The sequence below is a fragment of the Marinobacter maroccanus genome, assembly GCF_002933275.1.
GTDB lineage: Bacteria > Pseudomonadota > Gammaproteobacteria > Pseudomonadales > Oleiphilaceae > Marinobacter > Marinobacter maroccanus.
This window is the reverse complement of sequence record NZ_PSSX01000001.1, coordinates 222,467-236,741: the sequence shown is the minus strand read 5'-3', so window position 1 is coordinate 236,741 and position 14,275 is coordinate 222,467. Positions and strand designations below refer to the sequence as shown.

Genomic DNA, 14,275 nt, shown 5'->3' with positions numbered 1-14,275 from the left:
TCTACCCACCACGGCATTCAAACCGTAGGTGGTGTCCTCGCGAAGACAAACCATCAAAACAAAATCGTAGGTCGGATTAGCGAAGCGTAATCCGACATCTTTGAACGGCCGACTCCTTTGTCGGATTACGGCTACGCCTAATCCGACCTACTGGTCTGACGCTTTGTTGAATTGGGCTGCGCTCAGTGGACAAGCTTGCTGCCTATCCCCAATAGTTTTGAGGCCTTGGCGGGGTGTGCCTCCCAAAAATGTCGGCGGCCATGGATGGCCGACGCCAAGCGCACATGGATGTGCTCGTAGCGGTTTTTGGGAGGCACACCCCGCCAAGGCCTACCCCCAAATTCGGCAGGCTAGGTGCCCAAGCCGGAAGCCATCAAAGAAGCCGAGCCCAAAGATCATGCTCATCAGCATGCTCAACAACCGCCTGAACGATCTCACCAGGCACAAGGTCGGTCTCATCGTTGAGGTAAACCATGCCGTCGATCTCCGGCGCATCCGCCTTTGAGCGACCAATCGCGCCTTCCTCGTCGACCTCATCAACCAGCACATCAATCGTCTGGCCGATTTTGGCCTGCAGGCGGGCTGCGGAGATCTTTGCCTGTTTTTCCATGAAACGGGCAAGGCGCTCTTCTTTGACTTCCTCGGGAACCGCACCTTCCAGTTCGTTGGCTTTAGCACCTTCCACCGGGCTGTATTTGAACGCGCCAACGCGATCCAGCTGAGCCTCGTCGAGCCAGTCCAGCAAGTATTGGAAGTCTTCTTCGGTTTCACCGGGGAAGCCGACGATAAAGGTGGAGCGGATGGTCAGCTCGGGGCAGATGTCCCGCCACTTGCGGATGCGTTCCAGGGTTTTGCTGTCGTGGGCCGGGCGCTTCATGGCCTTGAGCACTTTCGGGCTGGCGTGCTGGAACGGGATGTCCAGGTACGGAAGGATCTTGCCTTCGGCCATCAGGGGAATGATGTCATCCACATGGGGATACGGATACACGTAGTGCAGGCGCACCCACACGCCCATTTCGCCGAGGGCCTCGCACAGGGACTGCATCTTGGTCTTCAGCGGCCGCCCTTGCCAGAAGCCGGTACGGTACTTGGTGTCAACGCCGTAGGCCGAGGTGTCCTGGGAGATTACCAACAGCTCTTTCACACCGGCGTCCACCAGGCGCTGGGCCTCATCCATCACATCGCCGATGGGCCGGCTGACCAGGTCGCCGCGCATGGAGGGGATGATGCAGAAGGTGCAGCGGTGGTTACAGCCCTCGGAGATTTTCAGATACGCATAATGCCGCGGGGTCAGTTTGATCCCCTGGGGCGGAACCAGATCGGTGAACGGGTCATGCTGCTTCTTCTGGGGCACAAACTGGTGGACCGCACCGACCACCTCCTCATAGGCGTGGGGGCCGGAAACGGCCAGTACACCGGGGTGAGTGCCGCGAATCTTGTCGGCTTCCACACCCATACACCCGGTGACAATCACCTTGCCGTTTTCGCTGATGGCCTCGCCGATGGCATCCAGGGATTCCTGTTTGGCGGCGTCGATAAAGCCGCAGGTGTTCACTACAACGACATCAGCGTCGTTGTAGGTGGGCACAACGTCGTAACCGTCCAGCCTCAGTTGGGTGAGGATGCGTTCGGAGTCTACGAGAGCCTTGGGACAACCGAGGCTGATGAAACCGACTTTGCCGTTACCGGAAGCGACGGGGTTCTGGGTGTTATCTGTCATAAAAGGCTTGGAATTCCCGGAGCTCGGCGCGAGCCCACAAATTAATGAAGGGCAATATTTTACACCAGCTACGGGACCGCCTGCAGCAAAAGTCCGACCAATAACACCGGCGGAATAATCTGACAGACATCAAAATTTGTGACGTCTTGTTCAGAAAGATTTAATAAATCTGCCACTATAGGCGGCAGGCTTCTTGCTGATCACAAAGTAAACAACTACACTTTCATGCGTTTAAGTGTTTTTCTGGAAGAGATTTATGGGAAAGGCAGCCTCATTTGCAACCAGACACGCCAGAAGAGTCAACATGAAACCTGTCGCCGCCAAACTGAATTTGCGCAACCAACAGCGGGTGGACGTAGCCACCGACATTACTATTGAGAAACCGGACGGCTGCTGCCTGACTTGTTCGGTGTCCAATCTCTCCCGCACCGGCGTGATGATTTCCTGTAACCAGGAAACGGTGAAACAGCTCATCCCCGAGCAAAAGGCGCCGGCTCCCGGAAACTGGATTTCGGTAAAGACGCGCTTCGCCGTGCCGGTCGTTGCCACGCAGCCTGTCTCTATCATTGCCGACGGCAACATCGTTCACATGCGACGCATCGCAAGGGATGAGTTTCAGCTTGGCATCCAGTTCGCTGAGTTTGAAGGCAACGGCTTCGATTACGTCGACCGCTACGTGGCCAAGTTGCTGGCTGATTCCCGCAATCCGGCCTGAGCTTCCAGCCTAGGTTTCCTTAAGCCCAGAGCCCGCCACTGCTATATTGTTATAACGCCAATGTCTAGTTGGCCGTCTTCTTATGCCCTTACCCCCTCTGGTATAGTTGCCGTATTCATTCGCATAGCCAAAACGGCCCGCACGGCGGCAACGGATTATCATGACCACATACAACCTCACGCACCTGAAACAGCTGGAAGCGGAAAGCATCCACATCATCCGGGAAGTGGCAGCCGAGTTCGACAATCCGGTAATGCTGTACTCCATCGGCAAGGATTCCGCGGTAATGCTCCATCTGGCCCTGAAGGCCTTCTACCCGGGCAAACCACCCTTCCCGTTGATGCACATTGATACCACCTGGAAATTCCGGGACATGATCAAGTTCAGGGATAACGTCGCTGAAAAATTTGGCCTCGACCTGATTGTGCACACCAACCAGGAAGGTGTGGATCAGGGGATCGGGCCGTTTACTCACGGCAGTGCGAAACATACCGACGTCATGAAAACCCAGGCCCTCAAACAGGCGCTGGACAAATACAAGTTCGATGCTGCCTTCGGCGGTGCCCGCCGCGATGAGGAAAAATCCCGCGCCAAGGAGCGCGTCTATTCGTTCCGGGATGAATACCACCGCTGGGATCCCAAGAACCAGCGGCCGGAGCTTTGGAATATCTACAACGGTAAGATCAACAAGGGCGAGAGCATCCGGGTGTTTCCACTGTCCAACTGGACGGAACTGGATATCTGGCAATACATCTACCTTGAGAACATCGACATCGTCCCGCTCTATTACGCCGCCGAGCGTCCGGTTGTTGAGCGCGACGGCACCCTGATCATGGTGGACGACGACCGCATGCCGCTTAAGGAAGGCGAGAAACCGATGATGAAATCAGTTCGCTTCCGGACTCTGGGCTGCTACCCGCTGACGGGCGCCATTGAATCCGAAGCCAACACACTTCCGGACATCATCCAGGAAATGTTGCTGGCCAAGAGCTCCGAGCGCCAGGGTCGGGTTATCGACCACGATTCAGCCGGCTCCATGGAACAGAAAAAGCGGGAAGGGTATTTCTAAGATGTCACACCAGTCTGATCTGATTGCAGAAGATATTCAGGCCTACCTGAAACAGCACGAAAATAAGGAACTCCTGCGTCTGCTCACCTGTGGCAGCGTGGACGACGGCAAGAGCACCCTGATCGGCCGCCTGCTCCATGACACCAAGATGATCTACGAAGATCATATGGCCAGCCTGAAAACCGACAGTGCCAAGATGGGCACCACCGGCGAGAAACTTGATCTCGCCCTCCTGGTGGACGGCCTGCAGGCAGAGCGGGAACAGGGCATCACGATTGACGTGGCCTACCGGTACTTCTCCACCGACAAGCGCAAGTTCATCATCGCCGACACCCCGGGCCACGAACAGTACACCCGTAACATGGCCACCGGTGCATCCACCGCGCAGGTCGCGATCCTGATGATCGATGCCCGCCACGGCGTGCTGACCCAGACCCGTCGGCATTCCTACATCGCTTCCCTGCTTGGTATCCGCCATATCGTCGTGGCGGTGAACAAGATGGACCTGGTGGATTTCAGCGAAGAGCGCTTCAACGAAATCAAAGACGACTACCTGGCGTTTGCTGCCAAGCTGGGCCTGAAGGATATCCGCTTCGTGCCGCTGTCTGCCCTTGAAGGCGACAACGTGGTGAACAAGAGCGAAAACACGCCCTGGTTCACCGGCCAACCCCTGATGGAAATCCTGGAAACGGTAGAAGTAGGCCGGGACAAGAACCTGGAGCATTTCCGCTTCCCGGTTCAATACGTTACCCGCCCGAACCTCAACTTCCGTGGCTTCTGCGGCACCATTGCCTCCGGCGTGATCCGACCGGGCGAACAAGTGATGGCCCTGCCCTCGCGGCGCACCAGCACGGTCAAGGAAGTCGTAACCTTCGATGGCAATCTCGAAGAGGCCTATATCGATCAGGCGGTGACACTGACCCTGACCGACGAAATCGACATCAGTCGCGGCGATATGCTGGTCAAAGTCGAGGACGAGCCGGAAGTTGGCAACCGCTTCAACGCCAATATTGTCTGGATGACCGATGCGCCACTGGAAACCGGCCGCCTGTACGATATCAAGCTGGGACCAACCTTCACCTCCGGTACGGTGAAAAAGATCCACCATCAGACCGACGTAAACACCCTGGAACAGCAGGCCAACCCGAGCCAGCTGCAACTGAACGAAATTGGCTTGTGTGAGCTGACCCTGAACCAACCGATCGCATTCGACGCCTACCAGCGCAACCATGCCACCGGCAGCTTCATCGTGATCGACCGACTGTCCAACGTCACCATCGGCGCAGGGATGGTTGCAGGCCTGGCCGATTCCGGCGAATCCCTCGATCCGGTTTCGGTAGAAGAACGCGAACGCCGCCTGGCCCAGAAGCCGGCGATCATTGCCTGCAACGGCAAACAGGCGCCGGCACTGGCACTCGCTGTTGAGCGCGCTCTGTTCGACCAGGGCAAAACGGCCGTGGTGGTCACCGAAGAAAACGCCGGCGATGCCGACGAACGCCGCCGCGTTGCCCAGCTGCTGACCTCCCACGGTCTGGTTGCGATTGCCGTTAACCTCGGCACTGACATCGCCAATGCGGCAACAACTGCCGACAGCGAGCAGGAGATTCCTGAGGCTGTGAACAAACTTGTTCAGGAGTTGATTCGCAGCAAGCGGGTTTAAATTTTGAATTGACTGGAGATACCCTTACTTCGGTGGCTGGCTACTTTGGCGGCTGGCGCCGGGGTGGGGGTATCTTTTTCTTTGGAAAAACAACTCGCTTCGCTCAGACATCTTTTTCCGGCAGAAAAAGATACCCCCACCCCGTCGCCGGCATACCCTGGTGTTAATTCCCAAAGCAAAACACTCATTCTTTTTTTGGCGGACCACTGAAAGGCCCGTGGACGTGGGGTAGGTGCGTATTTTTCTCTAGAAAAAAGATGTCTGAGCGAAGCGAGTTGTTTTTTCGTAAGAAAAATACGCACCTGCCCTGCGGCCCACCCCCAGAACCAGCAGACTACCAATGAATCCAACGCCAATACGTGGCAGAATCCCGCCTCTCTGAGTTAACCGAAACAACGAACAGGAGCCAAAAATGGCCATCAAACACCTCCGCACTGCCTTCGCCAGCCAGTACCAGCCGGGCCAGCCTGCCCGCCTTGTGACCGGCGAGGCCCTGCAGGAGCCCGGTGGCGATTACGAGGGGCTGCACAAGCAGATGAAGCGTCTGTTCAACAGCAAGCCTGGCAAGAAATACGGCCGGTTTTCCGAGGACCTGGGTGAGTGCCCGTTCAGCGCCTGGCTGAAGGACTACCTGGAAGACAAACAAACCTTCGGCGCCATGACCGATCGCCTGTTCGGACAGTGGCAGGAACTGCTGACCGGCAGCCAGGGGGAGTTCGACGGCCATCTGATGATTGTCCACGATGCTTTGGCGGACGCCGAGGTGGTTTATCTTTTTATTCTGGAGACCGACAGTGCCATGCGTTTTGATGGCAATCAGGCACTGGATGCCACCGACGTCCTCAGTCTTTCCCGTTTGAATCTGGCCGTCCGCATCGAGCTGGATGACTGGCGTGGTAACAACCCGGCAGAAAGTTACCTGACACTGGTGCACGGTCGTGGCACCGGGGAGCCAGGAGAGCTGTTTATCCGTTTGTGCGGGTTTACCAATCAGGTGGATGTGGAAAAGGAAACCATGACCTTCCTGGACGCGGTGGAGGCCTTCGCGAAATCCTCGGAGCCGGAGAAGGCCGGCGAGGTTCGCAACAAGGCTTATGAGTTCTGCAAGGAGCAACATGCCCTGGGCGAGCCGGTGGAAATCGAGGCGCTTTCAGGCTACCTGGACGAGAGCGAGCCGCAGCGGTTCAAGGAGTTTGCGTCGAAAACTGCCGAACTGCCGGAAAGCGGAGTGCTGCACCCGGACCATCGCAAGGTGAAGAAGCTGGTGCGCATTGCCGGCTCCGGGGGTGGCATGAGCGTGTCGTTTTCATCCGACCTGGTGAATCAGGCGGTTTACTATGACCGTGACAAAGACGCGTTGACGATTACCCGGCTTCCCAAGGCTTTGCGGGAGCAGCTTCAGCGGTATCTGGAGGCTCGGGAGGAGTGAAACAGGCCCGAACATGGAGTCAGATGAAAGCTTTCATCTGACCCCGGCTTCACCGTTCCACCTCTGACGACTGGCCCGCAGTTTGCGGACTTCCTGCATCCAGCCTACGCCGTCGATCAATTCGCCGGTTTCGGGATCAATGGGCGGGTACGGCAGGTTGCGGTCGTCGCAGTAGCGTTTAACCGTGGGCTGGCACCAGCGGAAAAGCAGACGGTTGTATTCATCGTCCGGCAACCGGCGCTGGTCGAACATACCGGCCAGTTTTCGTTGTCTCTGGGCTTCGGACAGGATAATCGCGCAGGCCGACGACACGTTGAGCGACTCCACCATACCCATCATCGGAATCACGATGTGCTCGTCCGCCTGGGCTGCCGCATCGACGCTAACGCCATCCACCTCGTTACCCATAATCACCGTACAGGGCACCGTGTAGTCCGCCTCCCGGAAATCGATGGCCCGGTCGGAAAGCTGCGCGGCGTAGAGCTTGTGGCCCTGCCCTTTCAGACTTTCAATCGCTTCGTCCATGCTTCGGTGGGTGTGGGTGGTTACCCAGTTGTAGCTGCCGCCCGCGGTTTTCCGAAACGCCCGAAAGCCTTCCTTCGGCCAGACTACGTGCATGTTGGCAAGGCCAAAGGCGTCGCAGGAGCGGATGATGGCGGAGAGGTTCCGGGGTTTGTGGACCTGATCGGTGAGGACGCTCAGGTCCGGTTGCCGGGTGTTGAGGGTTTGTTTGATTCGGGCGAGGCGTTCGGGGGTCATTTTGGTGTTTGGTTTTTTGGTGTTTGGTTTTTTGGTTTTGGGTTACCGAGGTTGTCGGATTACGCCTTCGGCTAATCCGACCTACGTTTTTCAAGCAACTCAGGCGCCCAGGAAGTGATTGGGGGATTGTTTTCCAAAACTGTTGAGGGCCAAGGACGGCCCGAAACAAGCGCACATGGATGTGCTCGTAGCGTGTTTTGGAAAACAATCCCCCAAGCACTTCCTGCACCCAAGCAAGAACGCGGGAAATAATACCACAAGCGGACTAGCAACTAGCCGAGACAAAGGTGGTTGAAGTTTAAGCACCCCGTTATAATACGCAGTTCCTTTTTGCTGGCGCCCCGTTTCAACCACCCAGTTCCCGGCGCAACATCCACCAGATTACGTGAGACCCATGGCCAAAAAGCTGTACATCAAAACCCACGGCTGTCAGATGAACGAGTACGATTCTGCCCGCATGGCAGACCTACTCAAAACCGGTGAAACCGTCGAAATGACCGATTCACCCGATGACGCCGACATCCTGCTGCTAAACACCTGCTCCATTCGGGAAAAAGCCCAGGAGAAGGTGTTTCACCAGCTTGGCCGCTGGAAAAAGCTGAAGAGCAAAAAGCCCGAGATGATCATCGGTGTCGGCGGCTGCGTGGCTTCCCAGGAAGGCCAGGCCATCATTGACCGTGCACCCTACGTGGATATGGTCTTTGGCCCGCAAACCCTGCATCGCCTGCCGGACATGATTACCGAAGTGCGGGCGAAGGGTAACGGTGTTGGCGTGGTGGACGTCAGCTTCCCGGAAATCGAGAAATTCGACAACCTTCCCGAGCCCGGCGCAGACGGCCCTTCGGCGTTTGTTTCGATCATGGAAGGCTGCAGCAAGTACTGCACTTTCTGCGTGGTGCCCTACACCCGCGGGGAAGAAGTCAGTCGGCCGGCTGATGACGTCATTGCTGAAGTCGCCCATCTGGCCAGCCAGGGTGTTCGGGAAGTGAACCTGCTGGGCCAGAACGTGAATGCCTACCGTGGCGAAACCCATGACGGCGACACCATGGACCTGGCGGAGCTGATTGAACTGATCGCCACTATCGACGGTATTGATCGTATCCGTTACACCACGTCCCATCCAGTGGAGTTTTCGGATGCCCTGATCGACGTCTACGAACGCGTTCCGGAGCTGGTAAGCCACCTGCATCTGCCGGTCCAGAGCGGCTCCGACCGGATCCTGGCCGCCATGAAGCGTGGCCATACGGCCCTGGAGTACAAATCCAAGCTCCGCCGCCTACGCAAGATTCGCCCGGATATCAGTTTCTCGTCGGACTTCATTATCGGCTTCCCGGGGGAAACCGAGAAGGACTTTGAGGACACCATGAAGCTGATCAACGACATCGGCTTCGACATGTCCTTCAGCTTCGTTTACAGCGCCCGGCCCGGTACGCCGGCATCAGATCTGCCGGACGATACGCCGATGGACGTCAAGAAGCAGCGTCTGAGCATCCTGCAGGATCGCCTGAATCAGAATGTGATGGATATCAGCCGCAAGATGGTTGGCAGCACCCAGCGGATTCTGGTGACCGGTCTGTCCAAAAAGGACCCCGGGGAGTATGCGGGGCGTACCGAGAACAACCGGATTGTGAATTTCCGGCATGAGAATCCGGAGGTTGTTGGGCACTTTATTGATGTCGATATTGTGGAGGCCTATCCCAATTCTCTTCGCGGGGTGCCTGTGAACTCGGAGTTATTTTAGGCCTTATTCGGGATTCGTCCGGTTTGGGAGTTTGGCGAGTGGTGGGGCCTTCTTCCCAAAAACCGCTACGAGCACATCCATGTGCGCTTGGCGTCGGCCATCCATGGCCGCCGACATTTTTGGGAAGAAGGCCCCACCACTCTCTGCTGATTACTACCTTGCATGCCAAGCCCAGATGGCAATGCATAGGGCTGTAGGTTGGATTAGACGAAGTCGTAATCCAACAATGTGCCAGTCACGAGTTAACCTGTCGGATTACGCCTCCGGCTAATCCGACCTACTTGTTTTTTCATATTCGGACCTGCACATAAACTTATCAGGGCAAGGGCCGGAGGGGCTTTCCAAAAACGTGGAGCGCCAGGGATGGCGCGACCGAGCCCTACAGGGAAGTACTTGCGGGCGCTTTTTGGAAAGCCCCTCCGGCCCTTGCCCGTTACCCGAACATCAGAAACACGTACTCCCGAAAGAGAAACCAGCGGGAGTAAACCAAAACGGAGCACTTTTGAACGCCAACGATCACAGACAATTTGACCTGCACCCGGTGGACCAGCGTCGGCTGGCGACGCTTTGTGGCCAGTTTGACGAAAACCTGAAGATGATTGAGAAGCGCCTGCACGTGAAAGTCGGCAGGCGGGGTCATCATTTTCGGGTGGAAGGTGAAACCGAGCATGTGGCGGCGGCCGTTGAGGTTATCCGGCATCTGTATCGGGAAACCGAGGCCACGGATGACATTCCGCCGGATACTGTGCATCTTTTTATCCGGGAAACCGGCTTTGAGCGCCTGCCGGAGGACGTGCCCTACGATGGCGCTGTGACGGTTATCAAGACGCCGAAGCTGCAGGCCAAGCCTCGGGGCGCGAACCAGCAGAAGTATGTTCATAACATCCGCACCCACGATATCAACTTCGGGATCGGGCCGGCGGGTACCGGCAAGACCTGGTTGGCGGTGGCCTGTGCGGTTGAGGCCCTGAAAGACGAGCAGGTGAAGCGGATTTTGCTGGTTCGGCCCGCAGTCGAGGCCGGCGAGAAGCTTGGTTTCCTTCCCGGCGATCTGGCCCAGAAGGTGGATCCGTATCTGCGCCCGCTGTACGACGCGCTCTATGAAATGCTCGGGTTTGATCATGTCACCCGGCTGATCGAGAAAAGCGTGATCGAGATTGCGCCGCTGGCGTTCATGCGGGGCCGTACACTGAACAACTCGTTCATCATTCTGGACGAAAGCCAGAACACCACCCGGGAGCAGATGAAGATGTTCCTGACCCGGATCGGCTTTGGCTCTACCGCCGTTATTACCGGCGACACTACACAGGTAGACCTGCCCCGCGGCCAGAATTCCGGACTGATTCATGCCGCCAGCGTTCTGAGCAAGGTGCCGGGCATCGGGTTTACCCGGTTCGAAGCGAAAGATGTGGTGCGCCACCCGCTGGTACAGCGTATTGTCGAGGCCTACGATTCCTTTGATGACGGGAGTGCGACTGGCCAGTGAGCAAGTTGACTGTGGATTTTCAACAGGTTTTTGAAGCGCCGGGTATACCCTCGGAGTCTCAGGTTCAACAATGGGCGCAACTGGCCTGGCAGGGCGAGGATCCGTCCGAGGTGACGGTCCGTATTGTCGGAACCGAAGAGAGCCAGGCCCTGAACCACCAGTATCGCGGGCGGGACTATCCGACCAACGTGTTGTCCTTCCCATTTGAGGCGCCAGCCGGTATAACGGTGCCATTGGCCGGAGATCTGGTGATTTGTGCGCCCGTCGTCGAGACAGAGGCCAGGGAGCAGGACAAAACCCTGGACGCCCATTGGGCTCACATGGTGGTGCACGGCATGTTGCATCTCCAGGGTTTTGATCATATTGAAGACGATGATGCCGAGGTCATGGAAGCCCTCGAAATCCGGCTGTTGGCGCAGCTTGGATTTGGCAATCCCTACGAAGCAGAGGAAACGGAACAAGACTCATGAGCGACGATCAGTCGAGTCGCAGTCAGGGCGGCAAGTCCTGGCTGGAACGTATATCACAGGCCTTCTCCAGCGGGCCTGAGTCCGTCGAGGACGTGCTGGAAATCCTGCGGGACGCCGAGTCCCAGAACATCATCGATGTTGATGCCATGAGCATCATCGAAGGTGCCATGCAGGTGATCGACATGCGGGTGGATGAGATTATGATCCCCCGCTCACAGATGGTCACCGTCAAAGCATCCCAGGAGCCCAAAGAGTTTCTGGGCGAAATCATGGATTCCGCACACAGCCGGTTCCCGGTCATCGGGGACAGCCAGGATGACGTGATTGGCGTTCTTCTGGCCAAGGATCTGCTTCCCCTGGCCCTGAACAATGATCTGAACTGGAATCGTATCCGGGAGATCCTACGCCCGCCCACCTTCGTGCCCGAGAGCAAACGCTTGAACCAGCTGCTCAAGGAGTTCAAGGAAAATCGCAACCATATGGCCATTGTAGTGGACGAATACGGCGGCACCGCCGGGTTGATCACCATTGAAGACGTGCTTGAACAGATTGTTGGTGAAATCGAGGACGAGCACGATTTTGATGAAGAGACCCACATCAAGGCCCGGGGCGATGGCAGCTACGCCGTAAAAGCAGTAACGCCCATTGATGATTTCAATGAGTTCTTCGAGACCGAAATGGACGAAGAGGAATTCGATACCATTGGTGGCGTGGTTCTCAAGGAATTCGGACACCTGCCCAGACGGGGCGAATCGGTTGAATTCGGCGGCTTGCGCTTTACCATTGCCAACGCCGATAACCGTGTAATCCGTCTGCTGCAGGTAACCCGAAGTGACCAGTGACGCCACAAACACCCGAGCACTGAAAACCCCGCTTTCCTCCAACGTCTGGTTGGGCGCGGCTACCCTCGTGGTCGCCGGCGCCCTGCAAACCCTGACCTTTTCACCGTTCAACCTCTGGTGGCTGGGCCCTATCTCGGTACTGCTGATTCTCCTGGTCACCATCCCCCTGGCACCGGAGAAGCTTTTCCGGGCCGGCTGGCTTACTGGCCTGGGGCTGTTCGGCAGCGGCGCGAGCTGGGTCTACATCAGCATCAGCGAACACGGCAACACGGCAATTCCCATTGCCATCCTGTTGACGGTTCTGTTCGTGGCTGGCCTGGCGCTGTTCCATGGCCTGGCCTTCTGGTTCTGGGGCAAGCTTGCCAAGGACAGCCCGGCCCGGCGCCTGATCCTGTTTCCGGCCATCTGGATCCTGGGCGACTGGCTCCGGGGCTGGCTGCTCACCGGCTTTCCCTGGCTGTATCTGGGCACCGCACACACTGACGGCCCGCTGGCCGGGCTGGCACCTCTGACCGGCGTCCATGGCATCACGTTCTGGATTGCTGCAACCGGTGCCGCATTGTACGGCGGCTGGTGGCTGCTGAAACACCTGAAACCGGTTGCTGCGAGCGTTACCGTTGTTGTCGCCCTGATTCCCTGGTTAGTTGCCCCGGCCATGAACCGGCTCGACTGGACGGATCTGAGCGAGGACCCAACCTCGTTTGCTGCCATGCAGGGCAATATTCCCCAGCAGATCAAGTGGGACCCGGAATTCCTGAAGGACCAGATCGTCACCTATCTGGGGATGACCGAAGACCACTGGGACACCGACCTGATCCTCTGGCCGGAAACCGCCATTCCCATCCCCCAGGATCAGGCCGGCAAGATCATCGACCACATCAGTGCAGAACTGGGTGACAACAGCACCCTGATTACCGGCATACCCTGGTACGGATTCAGCGACCGTATTGAAGATTTCACGTTTCACAATAGCATCATGGCCATCGGCAACGGCGAAGGCATCTACCACAAGCAGAAGCTGGTGCCATTCGGGGAGTATGTGCCACTACAGAGCGTGTTGCGGGGGGTGATTGGTTTCTTCGATTTGCCCATGAGCGATTTCAGCCGGGGGCCCGAATGGCAGGATCCGCTGAAGGCCAATGGCGTCAATGTGATGCCCTTCATCTGCTATGAAGTCGCCTACCCGGATTTCGTGGCCTTCAACGCCCGGGGCGCGGGCTTGCTGCTCACGATCAGCAACGATGGCTGGTTTGGCGATTCCATTGGGCCGTTACAGCATCTGCAGATTGCCAGAATGCGGGCACTGGAAACCGGTCGCTACATGCTCCGGGGCACCAACAACGGCGTGACTGCGATCATCAATAACCGGGGCGAACTGACCGAAACCATCCCTCAGTTCGAGCGCGCCACCCTGACCGGCGAGGTGTTCACCGCCACGGGCAGCACGCCCTACATGCAAACTGGCTCCTGGCCGGTCCTGACCCTCGCAGTTATTTTGATCGTGTTTGTCCGGGAGCGGATCATTCCTCCTGTTTCGGCCAGCGGCTCGTAACCCGTTCGTAGTAGTGGGAGCCACAGGCTTCACAGGGTTCGAGGTGGCTGGTGGCTGTCAGACACCGCATGTGCCCGCAGTTCAGGCACTGGAACATACCAGCGGTGGCCACCTCGCCCGAGATGTACTGGCCCACCTCCTTGTTTTCCAATTTCTGTTTGAGCTCCAGGAAGTCGACCACGGTTTTGTCAGCAACCGAAAACAAACTGTCCGCCAACTGGTGTTCCAGCAGCGCGATATCGAGCTGCAACCATTCACTCAGGCCTTCGCCGGTCTCCTCGACAAAATGCAGCAGATGTTCAAGATCCCGCTGCAGATAGGCACCAAGGAGGTTCGCCTCATCCCGGGTCATTTCCTCCAGTTCGTACTCGAACTCCACCGCTTTCTGGACTTCTTCCTCAAGGTTCTGGAGCGATGTTTCTTCCAGGTCATGGAGACGCGTTTTTACCCGCTCCAGCATACGGTCGTAAACTTCCAGTGCCTTGCCTGAGAGATGACTTCTTTCTGGTTGTGTCATAACTGCTCCTTGAAATGGACCTCGGGTTTCCAAAAAACAAGCGTTTAGTCGAACTATTGGTGGAGGAGTCAGGCTGCGTCAGGTCTTTCCGGGACACGCTGTGAATACATCCATGTACGCTTGACTGCAGCATCCATGCTGCAGACAGTCCCGGAAAGACCTGACACACCCTGCCTCCCGGACATTTCGTGCTCGCATTCCAGACGATTCCTCCCAGGGTTCGGGACGGCGGCCGGTGCAGCTTCCTGAGACTGTGAGCAGCATGGATGCTGCGATCAAGCCTACAGGGACGTATTTACGGCGTGTCTCAGGAAG

12 protein-coding genes are annotated in these 14,275 nt (G+C 57.2%); 9 read left to right on the top strand and 3 right to left on the bottom strand.

Annotated elements, in window-relative coordinates:
- Nucleotides 1–373: 373 nt before the first annotated feature.
- Entirely contained in the window at nucleotides 374–1,720 is a 1,347-nt protein-coding gene (gene rimO / locus KEHDKFFH_RS01090; protein ID WP_104320214.1) for a 30S ribosomal protein S12 methylthiotransferase RimO, read from the bottom strand.
- A 304-nt stretch (nucleotides 1,721–2,024) separates the two neighbouring features.
- On the opposite strand from rimO, the gene KEHDKFFH_RS01085 reads away from it, so the two are divergent.
- The 4 genes from KEHDKFFH_RS01085 to KEHDKFFH_RS01070 all read left to right on the top strand — a co-directional run bounded on the left by KEHDKFFH_RS01085 (nucleotide 2,025) and on the right by KEHDKFFH_RS01070 (nucleotide 6,593).
- The gene (locus KEHDKFFH_RS01085) at nucleotides 2,025–2,435 is read left to right on the top strand and encodes a PilZ domain-containing protein (protein ID WP_104320213.1); all 411 of its coding nucleotides are present in this window, start codon (nucleotides 2,025–2,027) and stop codon (nucleotides 2,433–2,435) included.
- 160 nt (nucleotides 2,436–2,595) lie between these two features.
- Complete coding sequence (cysD, locus tag KEHDKFFH_RS01080) at nucleotides 2,596–3,504, top strand: sulfate adenylyltransferase subunit CysD (RefSeq protein WP_014577758.1); 909 nt, start codon at nucleotides 2,596–2,598, stop codon at nucleotides 3,502–3,504.
- A 1-nt stretch (nucleotide 3,505) separates the two neighbouring features.
- A complete protein-coding gene (gene cysN / locus KEHDKFFH_RS01075; RefSeq protein WP_104320212.1) occupies nucleotides 3,506–5,164 on the top strand; it encodes a sulfate adenylyltransferase subunit CysN in 1,659 nt (552 codons plus the stop codon).
- Nucleotides 5,165–5,576: 412 nt separating this feature from the next.
- The gene (locus KEHDKFFH_RS01070; RefSeq protein ID WP_104320211.1) at nucleotides 5,577–6,593 is read left to right on the top strand and encodes a nucleoid-associated protein; all 1,017 of its coding nucleotides are present in this window, start codon (nucleotides 5,577–5,579) and stop codon (nucleotides 6,591–6,593) included.
- A 33-nt stretch (nucleotides 6,594–6,626) separates the two neighbouring features.
- On the opposite strand, the gene trmH is transcribed toward KEHDKFFH_RS01070, so the two are convergent.
- On the bottom strand, nucleotides 6,627–7,352 hold the full coding sequence (gene trmH, locus KEHDKFFH_RS01065) for a tRNA (guanosine(18)-2'-O)-methyltransferase TrmH (RefSeq protein WP_104320210.1): 726 nt from the start codon (nucleotides 7,350–7,352) through the stop codon (nucleotides 6,627–6,629).
- Between the two features lie 394 nt (nucleotides 7,353–7,746).
- On the opposite strand from trmH, the gene miaB reads away from it, so the two are divergent.
- The 5 genes from miaB to lnt all read left to right on the top strand — a co-directional run bounded on the left by miaB (nucleotide 7,747) and on the right by lnt (nucleotide 13,443).
- Nucleotides 7,747–9,093: a tRNA (N6-isopentenyl adenosine(37)-C2)-methylthiotransferase MiaB gene (gene miaB / locus KEHDKFFH_RS01060; RefSeq protein WP_104320209.1), complete on the top strand. Its 1,347-nt coding sequence runs from the start codon at nucleotides 7,747–7,749 to the stop codon at nucleotides 9,091–9,093.
- Between the two features lie 502 nt (nucleotides 9,094–9,595).
- On the top strand, nucleotides 9,596–10,579 hold the full coding sequence (locus KEHDKFFH_RS01055) for a PhoH family protein (RefSeq protein WP_064228672.1): 984 nt from the start codon (nucleotides 9,596–9,598) through the stop codon (nucleotides 10,577–10,579).
- Complete coding sequence (gene ybeY, locus KEHDKFFH_RS01050; protein WP_064228671.1) at nucleotides 10,576–11,049, top strand: rRNA maturation RNase YbeY; 474 nt, start codon at nucleotides 10,576–10,578, stop codon at nucleotides 11,047–11,049. The genes KEHDKFFH_RS01055 and ybeY overlap by 4 nt, the downstream gene beginning before the upstream one ends.
- Nucleotides 11,046–11,891 carry an HlyC/CorC family transporter gene (locus KEHDKFFH_RS01045; RefSeq protein ID WP_064228670.1) on the top strand — a complete coding sequence of 282 codons (846 nt, stop codon included), beginning with the start codon at nucleotides 11,046–11,048 and terminating at the stop codon, nucleotides 11,889–11,891. The genes ybeY and KEHDKFFH_RS01045 overlap by 4 nt, the downstream gene beginning before the upstream one ends.
- Nucleotides 11,881–13,443, top strand: a complete 1,563-nt coding sequence (gene lnt, locus KEHDKFFH_RS01040) for an apolipoprotein N-acyltransferase (RefSeq protein ID WP_104320208.1) — start codon at nucleotides 11,881–11,883, stop codon at nucleotides 13,441–13,443. Before KEHDKFFH_RS01045 ends, lnt begins: the two co-directional genes overlap by 11 nt.
- Here lnt and KEHDKFFH_RS01035 read toward each other — a convergent pair.
- Nucleotides 13,412–13,960 (bottom strand): zinc ribbon-containing protein, encoded by a 549-nt coding sequence (locus KEHDKFFH_RS01035; RefSeq protein ID WP_104320207.1) that lies wholly within the window; start codon nucleotides 13,958–13,960, stop codon nucleotides 13,412–13,414. The two genes, lnt and KEHDKFFH_RS01035, sit on opposite strands and share 32 nt — an antisense overlap.
- Nucleotides 13,961–14,275 lie beyond the last annotated feature (315 nt).